Here is a 22,733-nt window from a genome sequence, read left to right as displayed (position 1 = left end):
TGTAAACGAGAAATGACTCGCCATGATTCGACTATACCCTTGAACCCGATAGAAAAATACCATTAATTGCATATCTCCGTAGAGCAACCTACGGTTGTAATTCACGATTTTTGGCGTGTAGACCTTGACGTTGTGCCGAAGCCTGTTCATTTCACAGGCCTGTTCCGAACTAAAATTAGTGCTTTTGTAATCTGACAAGGGCAGGAAAGCTCAAATCTGTAATGAACGTTGTCGTCGTTGAATCGCCTGCCAAGGCCAAAACAATCAACAAGTATCTCGGTTCAGGCTATACGGTCCTGGCCTCGTTCGGCCATGTGCGCGACCTGCCGGCCAAAGATGGCTCGGTGCGCCCCGATGATGATTTCTCGATGTCGTGGGAGGTCGACTCGGCTTCATCGAAGCGCCTCGGTGACATCGTCAAGGCTTTGAAGGACAGCGATGGTCTCATTCTCGCAACCGATCCGGATCGCGAAGGTGAAGCAATTTCGTGGCATGTGCTGGAAGTTCTTCAGCAGAAGAAGGCGATCGGCAAGAAGCCGGTCAAGCGCGTGGTTTTCAATGCGATCACCAAAGGGGCAGTGCTTGATGCCATGGCCAATCCCCGCGACATCGATATGCCGCTGGTCGATGCCTACCTGGCGCGACGTGCGCTGGACTATCTCTTCGGGTTCACGCTGTCGCCCGTGCTCTGGCGCAAATTGCCCGGAGCACGCTCCGCCGGGCGTGTCCAATCGGTGGCTTTGCGACTTGTCGCCGACCGCGAAGCGGAAATCGAACGATTCATCCGCGAAGAATACTGGAACATTGCCGCGCTTCTAAGGACCCCGCGCAATGACAATTTCGAGGCGCGCCTCATTTCTGTCGATGGCAGGAAGCTCGGCAAGCTTGATATCAAGAATGGTGAACAGGCAGGCGAAATTCGCGCCATGCTGGAGGGTGCGTCGTTCAAGGCAGCATCTGTTGAAGCAAAGCCGATCAAGCGCAGTCCTGGGCCTCCATTCACCACGTCGAGTTTGCAGCAGGCCGCCTCGGGTCAGCTCGGCTTTTCCGCCTCACGAACCATGCAGATCGCGCAAAAGCTGTACGAAGGTATGGATCTTGGCACCGAAACGGCGGGCTTGATCACCTATATGCGTACCGATGGCGTTCAGATGGCGCCGGAAGCCGTGCAGGCCGCGCGCCAGACAATCGGCAAGGTCTTTGGTGAAAAATATGTCCCGGAGAAACCGCGGTTCTACGCAACCAAAGCGAAAAACGCCCAGGAGGCTCACGAAGCGATTCGCCCGACGGATTTCAATAGACATCCCAAGGACATGCGCAAGTTTCTTGATGCGGATCAGGCTCGACTTTACGAGCTGATATGGAAGCGGGCGATTGCCAGCCAGATGCAATCTGCCGATATCGAACGAACCACCGTGGATATTGACGCACAGAACGGCTCGCGTCTTGCGCAACTGCGTGCCACGGGTTCCGTTGTCCGATTTGACGGTTTCCTCGGGGCCTACACGGACCATCGCGAGGAAGAGGATGTCGATGAAGACAGCGCCCGTCTTCCGGAGATTCGTGCCGGCGAGGCGCTTGCCCGTGAAAAGATCAATGCCACACAGCATTCCACCGAACCGCCGCCGCGCTATTCGGAAGCCACACTCATCAAAAAGATGGAAGAGCTCGGCATCGGCCGTCCTTCGACCTACGCATCGACACTCGCGACACTTCGTGACCGCGAATATATAACAATCGACAAGCGCAAGCTCATTCCGGAAGCCAAAGGCCGTCTGGTCATCGCATTCCTGGAAAGCTTCTTCAAACGCTATGTTGAATATGATTTCACGGCTGATCTTGAAGAAAAGCTCGACGAGATCTCCGATGGAAAGCTCAAGTGGAAGGATGTTCTGCGGGCCTTCTGGACCGATTTCTTCGGTTCTGTCGATGGAATCAAGGAACTGCGCGTCACCAACGTGCTGGATGCGTTGAACGACCAGCTTGGACCGCTGGTCTTTCCGCCGCGCGAAGACGGCAGCGATCCACGCATCTGTCAGGTGTGCGGCACCGGCAACCTGTCGCTGAAGCTGGGCAAGTATGGCGCCTTCGTTGGCTGTTCGAACTATCCGGAATGCAAGTTTACGCGCCAGCTTGGCGGAAGCGAAGCTGCCAACGAAAATGGCAACGGCGGGGATGAACCGAAGCTGCTCGGAAAGGACCCCTACACCGATGAAGCCATCACTGCACGTAGTGGCCGGTTCGGCCCCTATATTCAACGTGGCGAAGGCAAGGAAGCCAAGCGTGCCAGCCTGCCCAAGGGGTGGACGCTCGACACGATCGATCACGAAAAGGCGTTGGCACTTCTGTCGCTGCCGCGTGACGTCGGCCAGCATCCGGAAACAACCAAGATGATCTCGGCGGGGATCGGGCGCTATGGCCCATACATCACCCATGATGGCGCGTACGCCAATCTGGAGAATGCAGAAGACGTGTTTTCCATCGGCCTCAACCGTGCTGTTACGGTGCTTGCCGACAAGCAGGCGAAGGGACCGGGACGTGGCAGGGGTACACCTGCAGCTCTCAAAGAGCTCGGCGAACATCCGGATGGCGGCGTTATAACAGTGCGCGATGGTAAATACGGACCTTATGTCAATTGGGGCAAGGTCAACGCGACGCTTCCGAAGGGCAAGGATCCGGCGGTGGTGACCGTGGAGGAAGCTCTTGCTATGATCGCCGAAAAGGCAGGCTCCAAAGGCACCAAGAAGGCGCCCGCCAAAAAACCGGCAGCGGCCAGGAAGCCGGCCGCCAAAAAACCCGCTGCGAAAAAAACCGCAACCAAATAAGCAAGTTAAGGATAACTCGATTGGCACGCCGTATCTCTCCACCCAACGGAAAAAAGCGGCCTGCCAATTCTGCAGCTCCGAACCGTGAATCCTACATGCCGGGACGTGACGAAATTCTCCAGTTCATCAAGGAGAATCCTGATCTCGCCGGCAAACGGGACATAGCAAAAGCCTTCAATCTGAAGGGCGAGGCACGGATTGTATTGAAGGACATTCTGCGCGATCTCGCCGATGACGGCCTCGTCGAGAAGCGAGCCAAACGGCACTCCATTCCGGGCAGCCTTCCCAGCGTTGCGGTGTTGGATATCACCGGGCGTGAAGGTGATGGCGGGCTGGTCGCCAGGCCCGCGGAATGGGACGCCAATCATCAGGAGCGTCCGCCTGTCGTTTTCATCCGCGCTTCGCGTAACCAGAAGGGCCCGACGGCGGGCGTTGGTGACCGGGTTCTGGCGCGCATTTTTCACGGCGCCGATCCATCCGGTCCAGCCTATACGGCGCGTGTCATCAAGCGGATCGAACATCGGAAGGATGCGGTCCTTGGCGTCTTGCGCAAGCTGGACAATGGTGAATGGCAGCTCGAACCGGTTGAGCGGCGGCAGGTTGCACTGTCCATCGACCCCAATCAGCTGAACAATGCCAAGGCCAATGACCTGGTCGAAGTCGAGGTCTTGAAGGTCAGTCGTTACGGCCTGGCGTTGGGACGGATCACCCAGGTGGTTGGCTCGGTGGCGAGTGAAAAAGCGCTGTCGATGATCGCGATCCACGAACACGAGATCCCGCATGTGTTTCCCGACAGCGTTATCGCGGAAGCGGAGAAGGCCAAGCCTGCAACCATGGCCCACCGTGAGGACTGGCGCCATGTTCCACTGGTGACGATCGATCCGGCAGATGCCAAAGACCACGACGACGCGGTCTATGCGGAGCCTGATCCTGACGAAAAGAACCCTGGCGGATTCATCGCCACAGTCGCCATCGCCGATGTCGCAGCCTATGTGACGCCGGGTTCTCAACTTGATCGCGAAGCATTGAAGCGCGGTAATTCGGTGTACTTCCCGGATCGAGTGGTGCCGATGCTGCCAGAGCGCATTTCCAACGACCTGTGCTCGTTGAAGGAGCTGGTGGATCGCCCTGCCCTTGCCGTCCGGATGATTTTCAACGCCGGGGGCCGCAAGATTTCGCACAGCTTCCACCGCGTGATGATGCGGTCCCATGCGCGTCTCGCCTATCCGCAGGCGCAGGCGGCGATCGATGGGGTGAACGACGAGAAGACCGCACCGATCCTCGATACGATCCTGAAGCCGCTCTGGGCGGCCTATGCGACTTTGAAGCGTGGCCGTGATGCCCGCGAGCCGCTCGAGCTCGATCTTCCCGAAAAGAAAATATTGCTGACGCCGGAGGGCAAGGTTGACAAGGTCGTGATCCCGCCCCGGCTCGATGCGCACAAGCTCATCGAAGAGTTCATGATCCAGGCCAACGTCGCCGCCGCGGAGACGCTCGAGCGCAAGAAGCAGCCGCTGATCTTCCGCATCCATGATGCGCCATCCTTGGCCAAGCAGGAAACGCTGCGGGAGTTTCTGCGGACGCTCGACATTTCCCTGGCGCGCGGCGCGGAGCTGCGCCCCAACCAGTTCAATCATATCCTGAAGCGGGTCGAAGGCAGCGAACAGCAGGAACTGGTCAACCAGGTCGTGCTCCGATCGCAATCGCAGGCAGAATACAATCCGGAGAATATCGGCCATTTTGGCCTCAATCTCCTTCGCTACGCGCATTTCACCTCGCCGATCCGGCGCTATGCCGATCTGATCGTGCATCGTGCGCTGATTTCGGCACTGGGACTTGGTCCTGACGGCATTACACGGGAGGAAGAAGCGGCACTTCCCGAGATTGCGGCGCTGATTTCCACATCCGAACGCCGTGCCATGGCGGCCGAGCGTGACACGGTGGATCGCCTGATCGCCCACTACCTGGCAGATAAGGTCGGAGCCAGTTTTGAGGGCCGCGTGCAGGGTGTCACCAAGGCCGGACTCTTCGTGTCGCTTGCGACATATGGTGCCGATGGATTTATTCCCATTTCAACTTTGGGCGATGATTACTATCATTACGACGAAACCAACCACGCCCTTTCCGGTGAACGGAGCGGAAAAGGCTTTCGGCTTGGCGATATCGTCGAGGTTCGCCTGGTCGAAGCACTGCCAGTAGCGGGCGCATTGCGGTTCGAAATGCTCTCCGAGCCTCACCCGGTTCCCAGCGGTGTGCGCTCGCATCACAAGGCAAAGCGTTTCATACGCGGAAACCAGAAACGTCCATCCAGCGTATCGCGCGGCGGGCGACGAGGCAGAGGATGACTGTACAGATATTTGGCGCAGACACGGCGCCGGCAAGGCCGGTCCGCCCGGTCGGACAAGCCATGTGGCGGGGTTTCCGTAGCCGGTGCCCGCATTGTGGCGAAGGCAAGCTGTTTCGCGCCTTCGTGAAATCTGTCGATCATTGCGCCGTCTGCGGCGAAGATTATACCCATCAGCAAGCCGATGATTTTCCCGCTTATATAACCATCACAATCGTCGGTCATATTGTCCTTGGAGGCTTTCTGGCAGTTGAAACGGTGTTTTTGCTGTCCAATTGGGCCCATCTGGCGATTTGGGTACCATTGACGATCCTCCTGTCGGTAGCGCTTCTGCAGCCGGTCAAGGGCGCGATCATTGGATTGCAATGGGCAAATTACATGCATGGTTTCGGTGGCGAGGCCGACGAACTGGAGCCATCGGACCAGTGATCTCATGGCAGTAAACGGACTGAGAAAATCGGCACCTGACTCAGCAAGCAAGGCGCTTGCGCGGATCAGGCCGCGCGATGCAGCATCGCTGCTGCTGGTCGATCGCTCCGGGGGCGAACTGCGGATTCTCATGGGAAAGCGGCATATGCGGCATGTGTTCATGCCGGGGAAATTCGTATTTCCCGGCGGGCGTACCGAAGCCGCGGACGGTCGCATATCCGCTATCGCCGAACTCTCCGAGAGTGACCAGACAAAGCTGCTGACGGGCATGGGCAGTCGATCCAGCGTCCAGCGCTGCCGCGCCCTTGCACTTTCGGCGATCCGCGAAACCTACGAAGAAGCCGGTCTGTTTCTCGGCCGCCGGCACTCCGATAGTCCATCGATTGCGCACCCCGATTGGGCCGCATTCGTCCAGCGCAACATCCACCCGGATCTTTCAGTGCTGCGCTATTTTGCCAGGGCCACCACGCCACCTGGGGGATTGCGCCGATTCGACACCCGGTTTTTCCTGGCTTTTCGCGACGCCGTGGCCGACGCCTTGCCCGAGGCAACCGGGCCATCGCAAGAGCTCGAAGAATTGTCCTGGCTCCCATTTCGGGAGGCTGCGCGGCTCGATATTCCCGAGATCACCCGGATGATCATACGCGAGGCAGAAGCGACCCTGGCCGCGAATCCTTCCCTTGAACCCGGCAACGCCGTTATCCAATACCGCATGAAATATGGGCGATTCGTCCGAGAGGTTTTTTGATTCATGGATGCAATGCAGACGTCTGACCAGACGACCGTCCGGTCCTCCTGGCGCGCGCTTGTCGCAGCCATTGCCACTATCAGCTCCGTTGGCGTTGCCATCGGCCTTGGCATTCCGCTTCTCAGCGTCATCCTCGAGAGCCGTGGCCATTCGGCCACGATGATTGGCCTCAATGCTGCAGTTGCCGGCGTCGCTTCGATCGTGGCCGCTCCCTTCGCCGCTCCCATCGCTGCGCGATTCGGTGTCGTCCCAACACTCCTCGCCATGTTGCTCATCGGCGGCTTTTCCTTTGTCGGATTTCATTTCTTCACCGATTTCTGGATGTGGGTTGTCCTGCGCGTCTTCCTCCATTTCGCGCTGACAATGCTCTTCATCCTGTCGGAATACTGGATCAACGCAACGGCCCCGCCGGAAAAACGCGGACTGGTGCTCGGCATTTATGCCACGGTGCTTTCCATGGGATTCGCGCTGGGACCATGGCTATTCTCACAGATCGGCAGCGTTGGCATCACGCCGTTTGCCGTTGGCTTTGGCATCATCCTCTTTGCCATGCTCCCCGTGCTTTTTGCATGGAATGAGAGTCCCGACTTTCACGAGGAGGAGCACGTTCCATTCGCCCCGTTCATATGGGCTGTTCCCACTGCGACAGCGGCCGTCTTCGTATTCGGTGCGGTAGAAACCGGGGGATTTGCGCTCTTCCCGGTCTTTGGCTCGCGTATCGGCTACAGCGAGGCCAATGCAGCGCTGCTGCTCACCACGATTGGCCTCGGGAATGTATTGTTGCAGATTCCGATCGGGCTCCTGAGCGACCACGTCAACGATCGGCGCAGGATCCTGCTCGCCTGCGCCTTGATCGGCCTTGCCGGCATGTGCGTTTTGCCTTTCATCTCCGGGAACTGGTATCTCGTTGCCGCGCTGCTCTTCGTCTGGGGCGGTGTCGTTGCCGGCCTTTATACGGTGGGCCTCGCTCATCTCGGTTCGCAACTCACCGGGCGCGAACTCGCATCAGCCAACGCCGCCTTCGTCTTCTGTTATGCGATCGGCATGCTTGTTGGCCCGCAAGCCGTGGGCATTGGCATGGACTTGATGGGACCAACGGGTTTTTCCGTTGCTCTCGGGGTATTCTTCGCGGCCTACGCGCTCCTGGTTGGCTCCCGGCTGGTGAGTCGCAGAGGTTAGAAGGTAAATAAGACGCAGTTCTGTTTCTCGGATGGCGAGACGATCCACGCGGAAGGTGGCGAGGCCGATGTCTTTCCATCGGACGACGACGCCTGACAAAGTGGGTGGCCGCCAGCCGGAAACCCGAAGGGCCGGGTGTATTCGGGCCAAATCCTTCGGGCTTCGCCCGATGAAAAGCATCGGTCTCGCCAAACCCCCTGTCCCGAATTCCCTCTGGCAGAACGCGTCCTATTTGCCGTCCGATGCTCTAGCGTGCAACCACAGCGCGCTTGGAATTAATCAGGACAGTGTTATATTGGCCCTGGAGTGAGAGGCGAGCTCACGCCCGCCTCTCCCTTCCTTATTTCTGAAAGTGAAACCGGATTGCCATAGACCAGCTAGTCCGGGTTCTTTTGAGAGTAAGGCTGATACCAAACGGCAAGTACCGCATAGTTTCATCTCCAAGGTTGAAGGCAAGGCTCTTGCCGCAGTCGGGGGAGCCTGTCTCCCCCGATACACCGGCTGGCCCGGTGTCGTTGCTTTAGCCTTCAAACTTGACGTTCAACTCTTCGCGCGATTTAAGCTGATCAGCAACGAACGCAGGGTTGAATCGAATCGCTACAAACTCTCGTGAGCTTGTCTTCACCCTCAGGATTGCTGGGTGAATCGTTTTGGCCGATTATATTCATGAGATAACTGACCGAAGCTTGACTTTTGGCCCCGTTCGGTTAAATGTCCGGCCGAATTTCCGCTTATGGCCACGTTGCTGGACTTGAATAGCGGTCCTCAATAATCAGAACAGGTAAACTGAAAATGGCTAAGGCTGCGAATATCAAGATCAAGCTTCTGTCGACCGCTGACACCGGTTTCTTCTACGTTACGAGCAAGAACAGCCGTACCAAGACGGAAAAGATGTCTTTCCGCAAGTACGACCCGGTCGCACGCAAGCACGTTGAATTCAAGGAAACCAAGATCAAGTAATCTTGGTGCTCCTGAATCAAAAATGCCGCCTCCGGGCGGCATTTTTGATTCAGCGACCAATGCTGCAATTCAGGCAGCGGCCGAAACCACCCTGTTGCGGCCCGAGGTTTTGGCCCCGTAGAGAGCTTCGTCAGCACGTTTGAGGAGATTCTGGACGCTGTCTTCCTTGGGTAAAACGCTGGCAATGCCGATGCTGATCGTCACTGGAACGGTCGTCCCGCTTTGATTTATGATGAATTGCGTCGATGCCACTTCGCGTCTGATCCGCTCCGCTACAATGGCCGCAAGCGTGGCATCGGTGTCCGGCATGACAATGAAGAACTCCTCGCCACCATAGCGGCTGGCCAGGTCACTACCGCGAACATTGCGGCGCAGGCGGCGGGCAAACTCGCGCAGAACCTCATCGCCACCATCATGACCGTGGTTGTCATTAATCAACTTGAAGCGGTCGATATCCGTCATCAAAATCGACAGCGGCCGCCGGCGCTCTACGGCACGCTTGAACAGCGTGGCGAGATGCGTCTCAAGGTAGAGCCGGTTGTGCAGCCCGGTCAGACTGTCAGTCACCGCCATTTCGTACGTCTTGACGACGCTGGCCCGCAACCCGTCATGGTACGCTTTGCGCCGCAATTGCGTACGCAATCTTGCCAGCAATTCATTCGGATTGAGTGGCCTTACGACATAGTCGTTCACACCAAGTTCCAGGGCACGCCTGATCAGCGTTTCTTCGCCATGGTCGGCCACGAGGATGATCGGTAGCGAACGTGTGTTGTCCAGTGATCGCAATTGGGCGCAAATGCGCAGGGGATCGAAATCGGAAAAGTTGGAGGAAATGATCAGACAATCGTGATTGCCTTGAATAGCATCAAAGAATCCCGTCTGCGGATCGATCTGGACGTCGACCATACCTTCATCCGAGAGGATGCGCTGGATACGTTCGATGCTTTCAGGCCGTTCATCGATCAGCAGGATGCGCGCATTCTTTGCAATCCCCGTGCCGTCCACCGGAAACCGCAGAATGGACTCCAGTCCGACATCGCGGGTTGTCGCAACGCGCAACCGCAACTCGTCGGTCAGGTTTTTCAACCGGACAAGGCTCTTCACGCGTGCAAGAAGTTGCAAGTCGTTCACAGGTTTGGTCAAGAAATCGTCTGCCCCGAAATTCAAGCCGGTGATCCGGTCAGAATCCTGATCCAGTGCCGTCACAAGGATAACCGGGATGTGGGCGGTGGAGGGCCTGGATTTCAGTCTGCGGCAGACTTCAAAGCCATCCATTCCAGGCATCATTACATCGAGCAGAATCACATCGACATTGCTGTTTTCGCAGATATCGAGCGCTGCATAACCATCCGTGGCGGTCACGACTTCATAATATTCCGCACTCAGCCGCGCTTCCAGCAGCTTCACATTGGCAGGAACATCATCAACAACAAGTATGCGGGCCGTCATATTTCACTCCGGTAAAACTGACGGTCAAGCGTCGCCAAGATAGGATTTTATGGTTTCGATAAATTTTGGCACCGATATCGGTTTCGAGATGTAGGCTTCGCACCCCCCCTGCCTGATACGTTCCTCATCGCCTTTCATCGCAAATGCCGTGACTGCGATGATCGGGATGACGTGCAGGTCATCGTCCGCCTTCAGCCACTTGGTAACCTCCAGCCCCGAAACTTCCGGTAACTGGATGTCCATGAGAATGAGGTCCGGCCGATGCTCCCGGGCAAGATCAAGTGCTTCCAGCCCGTTGCGAGTGCGAATGGTTTCGTAGCCGCTGGCTTCAATAAGATCGCGGAAGAGCTTCATGTTGAGCTCATTGTCCTCGACGATCATCACTTTCTTTACCATTGGCGATATCCTGTTGATCATGCTTGAAGGCGCACGCCACCCTGTCAGAATTCGGGGGACAAGGGTCAGGCGGCAGCCCCAACTGTATGGATGTATTTGATAACCTGTGATGATTGATGAAAAGGTAACTCTTCAGCTCAATCAGGAAATGCCGCTGATCATGTTTAACCAAGGATTTATTGAACATCTTCTTTTGATGATATTCAACTAGCAGTAGCGCTTTTGGCTGGAAAAAGACGAGTAAGATTATCAAATTCAATTGTTGTTGCGCGCTGCCGCAATCAGCGCCCACCGTGAATGGACTGACAAAGTGAAGAATAATATCAACCTCGATGACGCCAATACGTTGGCAATCAATTCGCTGGTGTTTCTTGCCGCGGACAGCGAATTGCTTTCCCGCTTTCTTGCCTTGACCGGCATCAGTGCCGATCAGATCCGTGCAGCGGCCGGCGAACCAGGATTTCTGCCGGGTGTTCTCCAATTCTACCTTGGGCACGAGCCGACATTGATGCGCTATTGCGATGCTACCGGGACAGACCCTGCTGTCTTCCAGGAGGCTCTGCGGCTGCTTCCTGGTGGCAGGCAAGAATCCGATTGAGCGGTTGAAAGAACCCGGCAGGATATTGCAAGCGTCAGTCGGCTCCGTTAGGGTCAACGTGTTCCTTTTATGTTCCGAGCATCATGGCGCCCCTCAACGACCCGCGATTTGGCTTTTGCCGTGACTGTCTGGCCGCTCAGACGTCAGATGGGCGACGTTGCCGTGTTTGCGGAAGTCCGCGGCTGGTACAGCATCCTGAACTTTATCGCCTCAGCATCGCCCATGTGGATTGCGACGCATTCTATGCTTCGGTGGAGAAGCGCGACAATCCGGAGCTGCGCAACAAGCCGGTCATAATCGGCGGTGGCAAACGTGGCGTTGTTTCAACGGCTTGCTACGTTGCGCGCATCCATGGTGTGAAGTCTGCGATGCCGATGTTCAAGGCGTTGGAAGCGTGTCCGCATGCAGTCGTCATCAAGCCCGATATGGAGAAATATGTACGGGTGGGCCGGGAGATACGGCAGATGATGCGCGACCTGACCCCGCTGGTCGAACCCTTGTCGATCGATGAAGCCTTTCTTGATCTATCCGGGACCGAACGTCTGCACCAGGATCCGCCAGCTCGCGTCATGGCGCAATTTTCCAACCGGGTCGAAAGGGAAATGGGGCTGTCGGTTTCGGTGGGGATTTCCTACTGCAAATTCCTGGCAAAGATCGCATCCGATTTTGACAAGCCGCGCGGTTTTGCCATTATCGGCGAAGAAGAAGCCCTCGCCTTTTTGGCTGACAAACCGGTGACTATGATCTGGGGTGTCGGCAAAGCGTTCAATGCGATCTTGGAGCGGGATGGCATCCGAACCATCGGACAATTGCAGACGATGGAACAGGGTCCGCTCATGGCGGCATATGGCACAATGGGCCAGCGGCTCTATCGCCTCTCGCGTGGTCTCGATACGCGCCGGGTTGAGCCCGAAAGCGAGAGCAAAAGCGTTTCGGCAGAAACGACCTTCAATGACGACATCGCATCCCTGGATGAACTTGTGCCGATTCTGCGTTCACTGTCTGAGAAGGTCTCCCATCGTCTCAAGGCCGCGGACATTGCCGGTCGCACGGTTGTGCTGAAGCTGAAGTCCCGCGACTTTAAACTTCGGACGAGGAATCGCCAGCTGACCGACCCGACCCAGCTTGCCGACCGCATTTTCCGCACTGGGTTCTCACTCCTCGAAAAGGAAATCGATGGGACCCGGTTTCGCCTCCTCGGAATCGGTGTCAGTGATCTCAGCGACGATGGCAGGGCCGATCCGCTCGATCTGGTTGACATACAGGGGACTAAACGTGCGGTTGCAGAAACGGCCATTGACAAGCTCCGCGGGAAATTCGGCAACAACGCCGTCGAGACCGGCTATACGTTCGGTAAGTTCAAATCTCGAACAGAGAAATTTCCGGATGAGACAGATTCAAACGAGACCGGCTGACATTCACACCAATCTCGCCAAATATGGCCGAAAAACGGGCGATTCTGGCCCAGGAATTTCTACCCGGCATTGCAGTCTGGATGTAGCCGGTTGAAATTTCCGGCCTCATCCCATCTCCACTTCAACGATGCCGGGAATGGCCTTCATGGCGCTGGCGATTTGCGGCCCGACACGGTAGCGGTTTGGCAATTCGATTTCGACTTCCGTCGCACCATTTTCCTTTATCAGGATCAGGCTAACGACCTGACCGTCATTCTGGGGCGCCAGGTAGGGGGTAATGGCGCTCAGGGGCTCGCTGGAGCGCATATAAAGGCGCAGGGCTTTCTGCATGCGCGTCGCCTCATCTTCGAGCGATTGGGCGGTCTGGATGCGTAGACTGATCCCCTCCGGCCGATCTTCGGCGCCAACCGTGACGACGACCGACCTGCCCGGCTCCAACAGATCGCGATACTGCGCCAAGGCTTCCGAAAAGAGCACCGCTTCGAATTGTCCTGAAGAATCAGAGAATTGGATGATACCCATCTTGTTGCCGGTCTTGGTCTTGCGCTCCTGCTTGGCTGTGATCGTACCGGCGAGACGCCCGGCATTGGCGCCGCGCTTCACGGCAGCCGAGAACTCTGCCCAGGTTTGCACCCGCATCTTTTCCAGGATCGGGCGATATTCATCGAGCGGATGCGCCGAGAGGTAAAAGCCAGCCGCTTCGAATTCCCGCCGCAACTTTTCCGCTGAAAGCCAGGGTGCTGCCGCAGGAAGCTGTATGGTCTGGACCCCGCCGCCCGCCATTCCTCCAAATATGTCCGCCTGACCGCTGACGCTGTCCTCCTGCGTGCGCTGGGCGTGGCCGATAATGCGGTCGAGCCCCGCAATCAGCGCTGGCCGCTCGCGCCCAAAACAATCAAAAGCCCCAGCATTTATAAGGCTTTCGAAGACGCGGCGATTGACGACGCGCGGGTCGATCCGCTCGCAGAAATCCTCGAGGCTGGCATAAGGCGTCGCGCCGCGCTTCTCGACAATATGGTCGACGGCAGCCTCGCCAACGCCCTTGATGGCAGCCAATGAATAGAAGATGCGGTTTTCTCCCACCTCGAACAGCCGGTAGGAGGTGTTGACCGATGGCGTGACGACTTCGATGCCCAACCGCACTGCTTCACGGCGGAAATCGTTGAGCTTGTCGGTATTCGACATGTCGTATGTCATTGACGCAGCAAGGAATTCGACCGGATAATGCGCCTTCATATAGGCGGTCTGAAAGGACACGATTGCATAAGCGGCGGCGTGCGATTTGTTGAAGCCGTAGTCGGCGAATTTGGCGAGAAGGTCGAAAATGAAGTTGGCTTGCGGCTTCGTTACACCGCGTTCGACCGCACCGTCGACAAAGCGCACCCGCTGCATGTCCATTTCGGCACGGATCTTCTTGCCCATCGCACGGCGTAGAAGATCGGCTTCGCCCAGCGTATAGCCGGACATTTCCTGCGCAATCTGCATCACCTGTTCCTGATAGATGATGACGCCTTGGGTCTCCTTGACAAGATGGTCGATTTTAGGATGGATCGAAGCCATCTCCTGGTCGCCATTCTTGCGCGCATTGTAAGTGGGAATGTTCTCCATCGGACCCGGTCGATAGAGCGCTACGAGCGCAATAATGTCCTCGATCCGGTCGGGCCGCATGCCAATCAGGGCTTTGCGCATGCCGGTGCTTTCCACCTGGAACACGCCAACCGTTTCGCCGCGCGAAAGCATCTCGTAGGTCGGCTTGTCATCAAATGGCAAATTGGAAAGGTCCACGGTAATGCCGCGCCGCTTGACGAGATTGGCGGCCGTCTGAAGCACGGTCAGCGTCTTGAGGCCGAGGAAGTCGAACTTAACCAGCCCCGCCTCTTCCACCATCTTCATGTTGAACTGCGTGACCGGCATATCCGAACGCGGATCGCGGTACATTGGCACCAGTTCCGACAATGGCCGGTCGCCTATGACGATGCCCGCCGCATGGGTTGAGGCGTGGCGATAAAGCCCTTCCAGCTTGAGCGAGATATCCAGCAGCCGTTCCACCACCGGCTCCTTGTCACGCTCCTCACGCAGGCGTGGCTCGTCCTCGATCGCCTTGGATAGTGTGACCGGATTAGCAGGGTTGGCTGGGACCATCTTGGTCAGGCGGTCAACCTGGCCATAGGGCATCTCAAGTACCCGGCCAACGTCGCGCAGCACAGCGCGCGCCTGCAGCGTTCCAAAGGTAATGATCTGCGCTACCTGATCGCGGCCATATTTGCCTTGAACATAGCGGATGACTTCGTCGCGCCGGTCCTGACAGAAGTCGATGTCAAAATCGGGCATCGAGACGCGGTCCGGATTGAGAAAGCGTTCGAACAGCAACGAGAAGCGGAGTGGATCGACGTCGGTAATGGTCAGCGCATAGGCGACGAGCGAACCCGCTCCGGAACCACGCCCAGGACCCACGGGGATATCATGGGCTTTCGCCCATTTGATAAAGTCGGAGACGATGAGGAAGTATCCCGGATACTTCATCCGGGTAATGATGGATATCTCGTATTCGAGACGTGTCGCATATTCTTCACGGGTGTGGCCGCCGGCTAGCCCCAGCATATCAATGCGCTGCGCCAGGCCCTCACGCGCCTGACGTGCCAACTCATCCGCCTCAGCTTGAAGCGCCGCATCCGGATCGTTGCTCTCGCCGGTAAAGCGCGGCAGGATCGGTGCACGGTTCTTGGGGTAATAGGAACACCGGAGGGCAATTTCGACGGTATTCTCCACCGCCTCGGGCAAATCAGAGAATAACTGTACCATCTCGTCTTCGGTTTTGAGATGGTGGTCCGGCGTCAACCGTCGCCGGTCATCGATTGACAGTAGCGAACCTGCGGCAATCGCCAGCAGGGCATCGTGCGCTTCGTAATCGGCACTCTTGGAAAAGAATACATCATTGGTCGCCACCAACGGCAATTCCAGTTCGTAGGCGAGTTCGATCTGTGTTGCCTCCAAGGCACGGTCATAGCCGCGATGGCGTTGCAATTCCAGGTACAGCCGGTCACCAAACAATGATTTGAGATAGCTGAGCCGCTGCCGCGCACGATCGATTCGGTCATCCTTGATTGCCTTGGCTATGGCACCTTCCGGCCCGCCGGACAGGACGATGATGCCATCGGCGCGGCCGGGCAACCAGGCAGACGTAACGTGAACGGGATCGCCCGCGGGCGTTTCCAGATAAGCGCGGCTGACAAGCCGTACCAGGTTGGCATAGCCCTCCTCGGTCGCAGCAAGAAAAACAAGCGGCGCCAGACCCAGCGCCTCGCGCCGGTTGGCGCTGCGGCTCTCCTCGGCCTGATCATGGAAGGCTATGTCAAGCTGGCAGCCGATTATCGGTTGCAAACCCGCCTTTGACCCCTTCTGCGCGAACTCCAGCGCGCCAAAGAGATTGTTGGTATCCGTAATAGCGATCGCCGGTGCCTTGTTGGCGACGGCAAGATCGATGACTTTTGCAACCTGCAAGGCACCTTCAAGCAGCGAATAGGCGGAATGGACCCTCAGGTGAACGAAGCGCAACGCTTGTCGGGTTGAGTCACCTATCCCGCCGCTAACCTGCCCGTCTGCCAATTCTCTATCTCCGAAAACTTAGACGGAGAAAACGATTCACCGCGTTGCCATAGTCCGACATGCACGCAGAAGTGTCCACTTGAATTGAATTTTTAACCTGCTTCAACAGTGGATAGTGGACGGGACCCCATAATTCGGAAAGCTGAATCCTGTGGTCCCGCATTTTTTAGATTGCACTGACCCACATCGCGAAAGTGGCAATGAACAGGCTGACTGTAACGAATGACATAACGTCCTGGAAAAGTTCGCTCATCGGTAAAACCCTTCTTCGTTGTCTCTATGTATATGTTTTGTTCTATTTTTGTTCTAAAGTCAAGCATGCCAAAGCTCCCCTTGGCGCTATGGTTTTTGAAATGTTAACGGAAGGGAAAATCGGAGAGAACGCGATCGATCAGAGGTTGGTGATCTTGCCGTCCTTGAGCGTGACGCGCCTGTCCATACGGCGCGCAAGTTCGAAATTGTGGGTTGCGATCATCGCGGAAAGTCCCGATTGACGCACCAGCGCTTCCAATGCTTCGAAGACATAAGATGACGTTACGGGATCGAGATTACCAGTCGGCTCATCGGCCAAGAGTACCAATGGAGCGTTGGCGACTGCGCGGGCAATCGCCACGCGCTGCTGCTCACCGCCGGAGAGCTCGCTGGGCCGGTGCGAGGCGCGAGCCCCAACTTTCATATAGTCAAGCAACTGCTGCGCGCGCTCGGATGCCACGCCGGGCTTCATTCCGCGTATCATTTGCGGCATCATCACATTCTCAAGCGCAGAAAATTCCGGGAGAAGGTGATGGAACTGGTAGACAAAGCCGATATCGTTGCGGCGGATGGCCGTACGCTCTTCGTCCGAAAGCGATCCGCAGGAACGGCCGTCGAGAATCACATCGCCGCTATCCGGTCGCTCTAGCAACCCGGCCGTATGCAGCAATGTGGACTTACCTGCGCCAGAAGGCGCGACAAGTGCCACCATCTCACCTTTGCCAAGTGAGAAGCTGGCACTGTCAAGAATGACCAGTTCGCGGCCAATCTCATTGTACCGACGGCCGACGCTCGTCAGTTGAAGAATTGCCCCTGCCGCCATGTTATTCATACCTCAAAGCTTCAACTGGATCGAGCTTGGCAGCGCGCCATGCGGGAAACAGTGTTGCAAGAAACGATAGAACAAGCGCCATGAGGATAACTGAAAAAGTTTCATTGAAATCCATCTTCGCGGGCAAAGTGCTGAGAAAATAGAGCTCCGGATTGAACAGCGTCGTACCGGAAATCCAGGAGAATAGCTCTCTGATGCGCTCGACATTGAGACAGACGACCACACCGAGGAGTACACCCGCGAGTGTTCCGGTAAAGCCGATGGCCGCACCGGTCATCAGGAAGATGCGCAGGATGGAGTTTCGCGTCGCGCCCATGGTCCGGAGAATGGCGATGTCATGTCCCTTGTCTTTCACGAGCATGATCAAACCGGAGATGATGTTTAGCGCCGCTACCAGGACGATCAGCGTCAGGATCATGAACATGACGTTGCGTTCAACCTGCAGCGCCGAGAAGAAGGTCTGGTTGCGCTGACGCCAATCCGTCAGCATAAGTGCGCGTTGGGACGCCTCTTCAATTGGTTTCTTCAACGCATCCACATTGTCCGGATTATCAGCGAAAATCTCGATCGACTGAACTTTTGCCTCTTGATTGAAATAGAGCTGCGATTCCTCCAGCGGCATCAGCACAATCGAGGCATCGTATTCGGACATGCCGATCTCGAAGATCGCAGTCACCGGATAGGATTTGACGCGCGGGGCCATACCGAGTGGCGTCACGTCGCCATCCGGAGAGATCAGGGTGAGCTTGTCGCCGAGCCCCAAGCCCATATTCTCCGCCATTCGGGTGCCGATAGCCACGCCGCCACCAGTATTGAAGCCCTCGAACGTGCCCTGACGAACATTTTTCGCGACGAGCTGCAGCTTTGCGATGTCTTCCTCGCGCAAGCCGCGCACCAGAGCGCCACTGCCCGCACCGACATTGCCCTTTGCGAGCACCTGCCCCTCAATCACCGGAATTGCAAAGGAGACCCCCGGAACAGCATCGATACGCTTGATCACCGAATCATAATCATCGAGCGGCCGATCCATCGGTTGCATGATGATATGGCCGTTGATGCCCAGTATGCGGGTTAAAAGTTCACTGCGGAAGCCATTCATCACAGCCATGACGATAATCAGCGTCGCAACGCCCAGCATGATTCCGGTAAACGAGAAACCGGCAATCACCGAAATGAACGTCTCCTTGCGCCGGGCGCGCAAATAACGCCAGGCAATCATTCTTTCATAGGCTGAGAACGGTTTGGAACCGGATGTCGCGGTGACGGCCTGTTCGGTCATAAAGGTCCTGCGAGCTTGTTGATTGCAGCTTCAATACTGAGCGATTCACGTGCGCCGGTTGCACGATCCTTGAGCTCTACCTCACCGGCAGCGACCCCGCGTGGCCCGACAATCACCTGCGTCGGCAGACCGATGAGGTCCATCGTTGCAAACTTTGCGCCGGGGCGGTCGTCCGTATCATCGAGCAGCGGCTCAAGCCCTGCATTCGTCAGCGCTTGGTAAAGCTTGAATGAGACTGCATCACAGCTCTCGTCGCCGGGCTTCATGTTGACAATGCCTGCGCCAAAGGGCGCAACCGCCTTTGGCCAGATGATACCATTCTCATCATGCGACGCTTCAATGATCGCAGCAATGACGCGTGAAGGCCCGATACCATAGGAACCCATTGATACCAGGTGATCCTTGCCGTCTGGACCGGTTACTTTTGCACCCATTGGTTCAGAGTATTTCGTGCCGAAGTGGAAAATATGACCAACTTCAATGCCGCGCGCAGCGAGCTGGTTGGATGGATCGACCTTCCCCCATGCTGCCTCATCATGCATTTCGTCGGTCGCCGCATAGGGCGTGGTCCAACGCGAAACAATATCAGCAATCTGGGTGTTGTCATCGAAATCCGTATCCGGTCCGGGGACCGGCAGGTCGAGATAGGCGCGATCGCAGAATACCTGGCTTTCACCAGTATCAGCGAGAATGATGAATTCATGGCTGAGTTCGCCGCCAATGGGACCCGTATCAGCGCGCATCGGAATCACTCTAATCCCCAAACGGGAGAATGTGCGAAGATAGGCGACAAACATCCGGTTATAGGCGGCCTTGGCGCCCTCGAAATCGAGATCGAACGAATAAGCGTCCTTCATCAGGAATTCGCGCGAGCGCATGACGCCGAAGCGCGGGCGGCGTTCATCGCGGAACTTCCACTGTATGTGATAGAGATTGAGCGGCAGATCCTTGTAGGACTTCACGTAAGCCCGGAAAATCTCAGTGATCATTTCCTCATTTGTGGGACCGTACAACATTTCACGATCGCCGCGATCCTTGATGCGCAACATCTCGTCGCCATAGGCATCATAGCGGCCACTTTCACGCCACAGATCAGCGGATTGGATGGTCGGCATGAGCAATTCGATCGCGCCGGAACGATTCTGCTCCTCGCGAATGATGTTGCTGACCTTGTTGAGGATGCGCAGGCCGGCCGGCAGCCATGCATAGATACCAGCCGATTCCTGACGGATCAGACCGGCACGCAACATCAGCCGATGCGAGACGATTTCCGCCTCTTTGGGGTTTTCTTTGAGGATAGGCAGAAAATAACGGGAAAGCCGCATTGAAGATCACCAAATTGAACACTGCCTGCGTGCTTGAAGAATCAGGCAAAACCAAGTGCAAAGTAACGCATAACCCCAAAAATCATCTTCGATTTTTGGAAAGGATTGTGCCGCCACTCAAAAATGTTACTGCGTCCCTATCGCGTCCAGAAGGACAGGGGAACACAGTAATGTTTCATACCGGCTTCACAGCTGATTGGAAACCCGCAACTGGAAATGAAAAACCCCGCAAATCGTTGGAGATTCACAACGTTGCCAGATTTGTAAGCAAAAAGTGATGGCAACGAATATTTTTCGTGACATTTCGAAGGCAGTCCGCTATTTTTTTAATCATAAGGAGAAAGTAAGAAAAATTCTGCTTTCCTACGCGGTCAAAGTCTTGGGAGGATGTGACCTGTGGCGCGGTAATACGCAGCCGCCATGAAAATGGATCGGGTCAGACGCGATCTTAAAATGCAAGGTGAAAGCCTTGCATTTTTTTTGTCTTTATTTTTCTATTCAATAGTTTACATGAATTTTCTGAACTGATTTGTACGACCGCGCCAGAAATATTCTTTGCCAATGATCCAGGATCAACATGCTTTTCGACTACAGCACTCATCTTCGCAAAGATCTCCCGAAGGCATTTCAGTGTTCCCTTCCGGCAAAATTTGCTGGCTAACGAATGTAAGCAGAATCGACGGCACGTACCATCCGGTGATGTTTTACACTCGGCTGGGGACCGCAACTTATTTCAGTTGCGGGAAAAACACCGGAATGTCATCGACGCCGTAGCCCAGTTTCTGGTTCACGATATAAAAGATAGCAAAGATAATCGCCGAGATAATTGTTGTTAAGAGAAACACCCGGCCCATGCGATGTTTGTGCGGAGCACTTGCCGGTGTTCCGAGGGTCACATCTTCTTCTTCGCCTTGCGTGCGCAAACCGATCGGCAGCATGGTGAAAAGTGTCAGCCACCAAAGAATGAAATAGACTGCCATAGCGGTTGCGATAGGCATTTATGCTTGCTCCAACTCAATCAGGGTCCCGTTGAAATCCTTCGGGTGAAGAAACAGCACGGGCTTACCATGCGCACCGATCTTTGGCTCACCATCCCCAAGGATGCGGGCGCCCTGCTCTTTTAGACGATCGCGTGCCGCAAGAATATTGGGCACTTCGTAGCAGACATGATGCATGCCACCAGAAGGGTTCTTGGCTAAAAACGCCGCAATCGGTGAATCGGCACCGAGCGGCTCCAGCAGTTCGATCTTGGTATTGCCGAGGTCGATAAAGACCACGGTGACGCCGTGCTCCGGCAGGATCTGCGCTTCGGTCAGCTTCGCGCCAAGCGTGTCGCGGTAGATCTCGGAAGCCGCGGCCAGATCGGGCACGGCAATCGCCACATGGTTCAGTCGACCAAGCATCATTTACCTCAAGGACGGGTCACGAACACAGTAACAATGGGCTTCTTGCCCCAAACCTCATTCGCCGCGGCGCGCACTGCCCGGCGTACCGCCTCGCGCACCATACTCAAATCCTTGCGCTTTTCACGTGGGATGCTCTGAACTGCGCTCACTGCCGCATCGTAAAGCAAATCTTCGAGAAGCTCGCCCTCGTGATCATTCTCGGGAAGCCCGAACGGAACCACTTCCGGGTCCTCGATGATATTGTATCTGTCGTCGAGCAGCATCGAAACCGCAACATGCCCGACATAGGAAAGCTTGCGCCGATCGGCGATACCGACTTCTTCTTCGTCACCAATGAGCTTGCCATCTTTGTACAGGCGTCCAAAAGGAGCCTGGTCGATGATTTCCGCCCTGCCCGGTGCCAGTCGCAGAACATCGCCGTTGCGCACCTGTGGTACTTCCGGAATTCCCGCCATCGCGGCCAACGAGCCCTGACCCACGAGATGCGCTGCCTCACCGTGGACGGGAACAAGAATGCGCGGACGCACCCATTCGTACATGCGTTTTAGTTCATTGCGGCGCGGGTGGCCGGAGACGTGTACCAAAGCGTCACCGTCAGAAATGACATGAATACCCTGTTCGATCAGGAGATTTTTCGTCTCGATGATTGGCTTTTCATTGCCCGGGATAGGACGCGAGGAATAGATCACCGTGTCACCAGCGGACAATGCAACACTGCGCATTTCATCTCGGGCCAGCTTTGCCAGTGCGGCGCGCGGCTCACCCTGGCTGCCTGTCAGAATGATGACGATATTCTCGCGCGGAATGAACCCATAATCGTCTTCGGAAAGGAATTCCGGGACGCCGTCAAGATAGCCAAGTTCACTGGCCACATCGATCATGCGCTTCATCGAGCGGCCAAGCACGAGCACCTGGCGCCCCGCATCGCGAGCCGCCAACGCGATCGAGCGAATCCGCCCGACATTGGACGAGAAGGTGGTAATAGCGACGCGACCCCGAGCCTTCTCGATGATCTCCCGCAGGCTCTCGCCGACTTCCCGCTCGGACGGGGATTCGCCATCGCGCAGGGCGTTGGTGGAATCGCACATCAGGGCCAGCACACCTTCGTCGCCAAGCGCACGGAAACGCGCTGCGTTGATGAGCGGCCCGAGTGATGGTTCAGGATCCATCTTCCAGTCGCCCGTATGAATGACTGTGCCGAGCGGCGTCTTGATTGCCAGCGACATCGGCTCCGGAATCGAGTGCGTAACGGCGAGCGCCTCGAATTCGAACGGACCGACATTGAAGGTTTCACCGGCACGATAGATGGTCACCGGAATGTTTGGGGCTCCCGGTTCCGACTGGCGCTTTGCTTCGAGCAAACCGGCTGTGAAAGGCGATGCGTAAACCGGAACGTTGAGCAGCGGCCAAAGATCGAGCAAGGCGCCATAATGATCCTCGTGGGCATGCGTAATCACAATGCCCTTGAGATTGTTCCGCTCCGCCTGCAGGAAGCGAATATCCGGCAATACGAGGTCGGCACCAGGGAGGTCTGGACCGGCGAAGCTTACACCCATATCAACCACGACCCATTCACGCTTGTGCGCTGGACCATAGCCGTACATGGCCAGGTTCATCCCGATCTCACCAACCCCACCCAACGGAAGGAAAACAAGTTCCGCTTGATCGGAATTTGCCATTTATACTCCTA

General features: G+C 56.3%; 18 protein-coding genes. 9 read left to right on the top strand and 9 right to left on the bottom strand.

Features of this window, described 5'->3' with window-relative positions; translation table 11 throughout:
* Positions 1-221 precede the first annotated feature (221 nt).
* The 6 genes from topA (at position 222) to rpmG (ending at position 8,485) form a co-directional block, all read left to right on the top strand.
* Positions 222-2,825, top strand: a complete 2,604-nt coding sequence (gene topA / locus CU103_RS16075) for a type I DNA topoisomerase (protein WP_106665057.1) — start codon at positions 222-224, stop codon at positions 2,823-2,825.
* Between the two features lie 95 nt (positions 2,826-2,920).
* The gene (rnr, locus tag CU103_RS16070) at positions 2,921-5,170 is read left to right on the top strand and encodes a ribonuclease R (protein WP_106665248.1); all 2,250 of its coding nucleotides are present in this window, start codon (positions 2,921-2,923) and stop codon (positions 5,168-5,170) included.
* Positions 5,140-5,598, top strand: coding sequence for a DUF983 domain-containing protein (locus tag CU103_RS16065; protein ID WP_410010381.1), 459 nt, complete (start codon positions 5,140-5,142; stop codon positions 5,596-5,598). The genes rnr and CU103_RS16065 overlap by 31 nt, the downstream gene beginning before the upstream one ends.
* Positions 5,599-5,602: 4 nt before the next feature.
* Complete coding sequence (locus CU103_RS16060) at positions 5,603-6,346, top strand: NUDIX hydrolase (protein WP_106665055.1); 744 nt, start codon at positions 5,603-5,605, stop codon at positions 6,344-6,346.
* Between the two features lie 3 nt (positions 6,347-6,349).
* A complete protein-coding gene (locus CU103_RS16055) occupies positions 6,350-7,525 on the top strand; it encodes an MFS transporter (RefSeq protein WP_106665054.1) in 1,176 nt (391 codons plus the stop codon).
* Between the two features lie 792 nt (positions 7,526-8,317).
* Positions 8,318-8,485: a 50S ribosomal protein L33 gene (rpmG, locus tag CU103_RS16045; protein WP_008122896.1), complete on the top strand. Its 168-nt coding sequence runs from the start codon at positions 8,318-8,320 to the stop codon at positions 8,483-8,485.
* Between the two features lie 69 nt (positions 8,486-8,554).
* Here rpmG and CU103_RS16040 read toward each other — a convergent pair whose 3' ends face one another.
* On the bottom strand, positions 8,555-9,934 hold the full coding sequence (locus CU103_RS16040) for a PleD family two-component system response regulator (protein ID WP_106665052.1): 1,380 nt from the start codon (positions 9,932-9,934) through the stop codon (positions 8,555-8,557).
* Positions 9,935-9,958: 24 nt separating this feature from the next.
* Entirely contained in the window at positions 9,959-10,330 is a 372-nt protein-coding gene (locus tag CU103_RS16035; protein WP_008122893.1) for a response regulator, read from the bottom strand.
* A gap of 310 nt (positions 10,331-10,640) precedes the next feature.
* On the opposite strand from CU103_RS16035, the gene CU103_RS16030 reads away from it, so the two are divergent.
* Together CU103_RS16030 and CU103_RS16025 are read left to right on the top strand one after the other, a co-directional pair.
* Positions 10,641-10,928, top strand: coding sequence for a DUF3572 domain-containing protein (locus tag CU103_RS16030; RefSeq protein ID WP_106665247.1), 288 nt, complete (start codon positions 10,641-10,643; stop codon positions 10,926-10,928).
* Between the two features lie 83 nt (positions 10,929-11,011).
* On the top strand, positions 11,012-12,343 hold the full coding sequence (locus CU103_RS16025; RefSeq protein ID WP_106665051.1) for a DNA polymerase IV: 1,332 nt from the start codon (positions 11,012-11,014) through the stop codon (positions 12,341-12,343).
* Positions 12,344-12,448: 105 nt separating this feature from the next.
* Here CU103_RS16025 and dnaE read toward each other — a convergent pair whose 3' ends face one another.
* The 4 genes from dnaE to proS form a co-directional block, all read right to left on the bottom strand.
* Positions 12,449-15,922, bottom strand: a complete 3,474-nt coding sequence (gene dnaE, locus CU103_RS16020) for a DNA polymerase III subunit alpha (RefSeq protein WP_106665246.1) — start codon at positions 15,920-15,922, stop codon at positions 12,449-12,451.
* 418 nt (positions 15,923-16,340) lie between these two features.
* Positions 16,341-17,024, bottom strand: a complete 684-nt coding sequence (locus CU103_RS16015; protein WP_106665050.1) for an ABC transporter ATP-binding protein — start codon at positions 17,022-17,024, stop codon at positions 16,341-16,343.
* Between the two features lies 1 nt (position 17,025).
* Positions 17,026-18,312 carry a lipoprotein-releasing ABC transporter permease subunit gene (locus CU103_RS16010; RefSeq protein ID WP_106665049.1) on the bottom strand — a complete coding sequence of 429 codons (1,287 nt, stop codon included), beginning with the start codon at positions 18,310-18,312 and terminating at the stop codon, positions 17,026-17,028.
* On the bottom strand, positions 18,309-19,637 hold the full coding sequence (gene proS, locus CU103_RS16005) for a proline--tRNA ligase (RefSeq protein WP_106665048.1): 1,329 nt from the start codon (positions 19,635-19,637) through the stop codon (positions 18,309-18,311). The genes CU103_RS16010 and proS overlap by 4 nt, the downstream gene beginning before the upstream one ends.
* Between proS and CU103_RS16000 the strand changes: the two genes are divergently transcribed.
* Positions 19,637-19,915 carry a hypothetical protein gene (locus CU103_RS16000; protein WP_106665047.1) on the top strand — a complete coding sequence of 93 codons (279 nt, stop codon included), beginning with the start codon at positions 19,637-19,639 and terminating at the stop codon, positions 19,913-19,915. The genes proS and CU103_RS16000 overlap by 1 nt on opposite strands.
* 450 nt (positions 19,916-20,365) lie before the next feature.
* On the opposite strand, the gene CU103_RS15995 is transcribed toward CU103_RS16000, so the two are convergent.
* Genes CU103_RS15995 through CU103_RS15985 form a run of 3 tightly spaced genes read right to left on the bottom strand, consistent with a single transcriptional unit; the run spans position 20,366 to position 22,722 of the window.
* Positions 20,366-20,635, bottom strand: a complete 270-nt coding sequence (locus CU103_RS15995; RefSeq protein ID WP_106665046.1) for a DUF1467 family protein — start codon at positions 20,633-20,635, stop codon at positions 20,366-20,368.
* Positions 20,636-21,040 carry a methylmalonyl-CoA epimerase gene (gene mce, locus CU103_RS15990; RefSeq protein ID WP_106665045.1) on the bottom strand — a complete coding sequence of 135 codons (405 nt, stop codon included), beginning with the start codon at positions 21,038-21,040 and terminating at the stop codon, positions 20,636-20,638.
* 8 nt (positions 21,041-21,048) lie between these two features.
* Positions 21,049-22,722: a ribonuclease J gene (locus CU103_RS15985; protein WP_106665044.1), complete on the bottom strand. Its 1,674-nt coding sequence runs from the start codon at positions 22,720-22,722 to the stop codon at positions 21,049-21,051.
* Between the last annotated feature and the right edge of the window lie 11 nt (positions 22,723-22,733).

Source organism: Phyllobacterium sophorae, assembly GCF_003010965.1.
GTDB classification, from domain to species: Bacteria; Pseudomonadota; Alphaproteobacteria; order Rhizobiales; family Rhizobiaceae; genus Phyllobacterium; species Phyllobacterium sophorae.
This window is presented reverse-complemented; position numbering and strand designations above follow the sequence as displayed.

Bases quoted from the DNA above. Each gene is read 5' to 3' on its own strand.
- CU103_RS16055 (WP_106665054.1), top strand. From the start codon at position 6,350: ATGGATGCAATGCAGACGTCTGACCAGACGACCGTCCGGTCCTCCTGG.
- topA (WP_106665057.1), top strand. From the start codon at position 222: ATGAACGTTGTCGTCGTTGAATCGCCTGCCAAGGCCAAAACAATCAAC.
- CU103_RS16015 (WP_106665050.1), bottom strand. From the start codon at position 17,024: ATGGCGGCAGGGGCAATTCTTCAACTGACGAGCGTCGGCCGTCGGTAC.
- CU103_RS15985 (WP_106665044.1), bottom strand. From the start codon at position 22,722: ATGGCAAATTCCGATCAAGCGGAACTTGTTTTCCTTCCGTTGGGTGGG.
- proS (WP_106665048.1), bottom strand. From the start codon at position 19,637: ATGCGGCTTTCCCGTTATTTTCTGCCTATCCTCAAAGAAAACCCCAAA.
- CU103_RS16025 (WP_106665051.1), top strand. From the start codon at position 11,012: ATGGCGCCCCTCAACGACCCGCGATTTGGCTTTTGCCGTGACTGTCTG.
- rpmG (WP_008122896.1), top strand. From the start codon at position 8,318: ATGGCTAAGGCTGCGAATATCAAGATCAAGCTTCTGTCGACCGCTGAC.
- CU103_RS15995 (WP_106665046.1), bottom strand. From the start codon at position 20,635: ATGCCTATCGCAACCGCTATGGCAGTCTATTTCATTCTTTGGTGGCTG.
- CU103_RS16035 (WP_008122893.1), bottom strand. From the start codon at position 10,330: ATGGTAAAGAAAGTGATGATCGTCGAGGACAATGAGCTCAACATGAAG.
- rnr (WP_106665248.1), top strand. From the start codon at position 2,921: ATGCCGGGACGTGACGAAATTCTCCAGTTCATCAAGGAGAATCCTGAT.
- CU103_RS16010 (WP_106665049.1), bottom strand. From the start codon at position 18,312: ATGACCGAACAGGCCGTCACCGCGACATCCGGTTCCAAACCGTTCTCA.
- CU103_RS16060 (WP_106665055.1), top strand. From the start codon at position 5,603: ATGGCAGTAAACGGACTGAGAAAATCGGCACCTGACTCAGCAAGCAAG.
- CU103_RS16040 (WP_106665052.1), bottom strand. From the start codon at position 9,934: ATGACGGCCCGCATACTTGTTGTTGATGATGTTCCTGCCAATGTGAAG.
- mce (WP_106665045.1), bottom strand. From the start codon at position 21,040: ATGCTTGGTCGACTGAACCATGTGGCGATTGCCGTGCCCGATCTGGCC.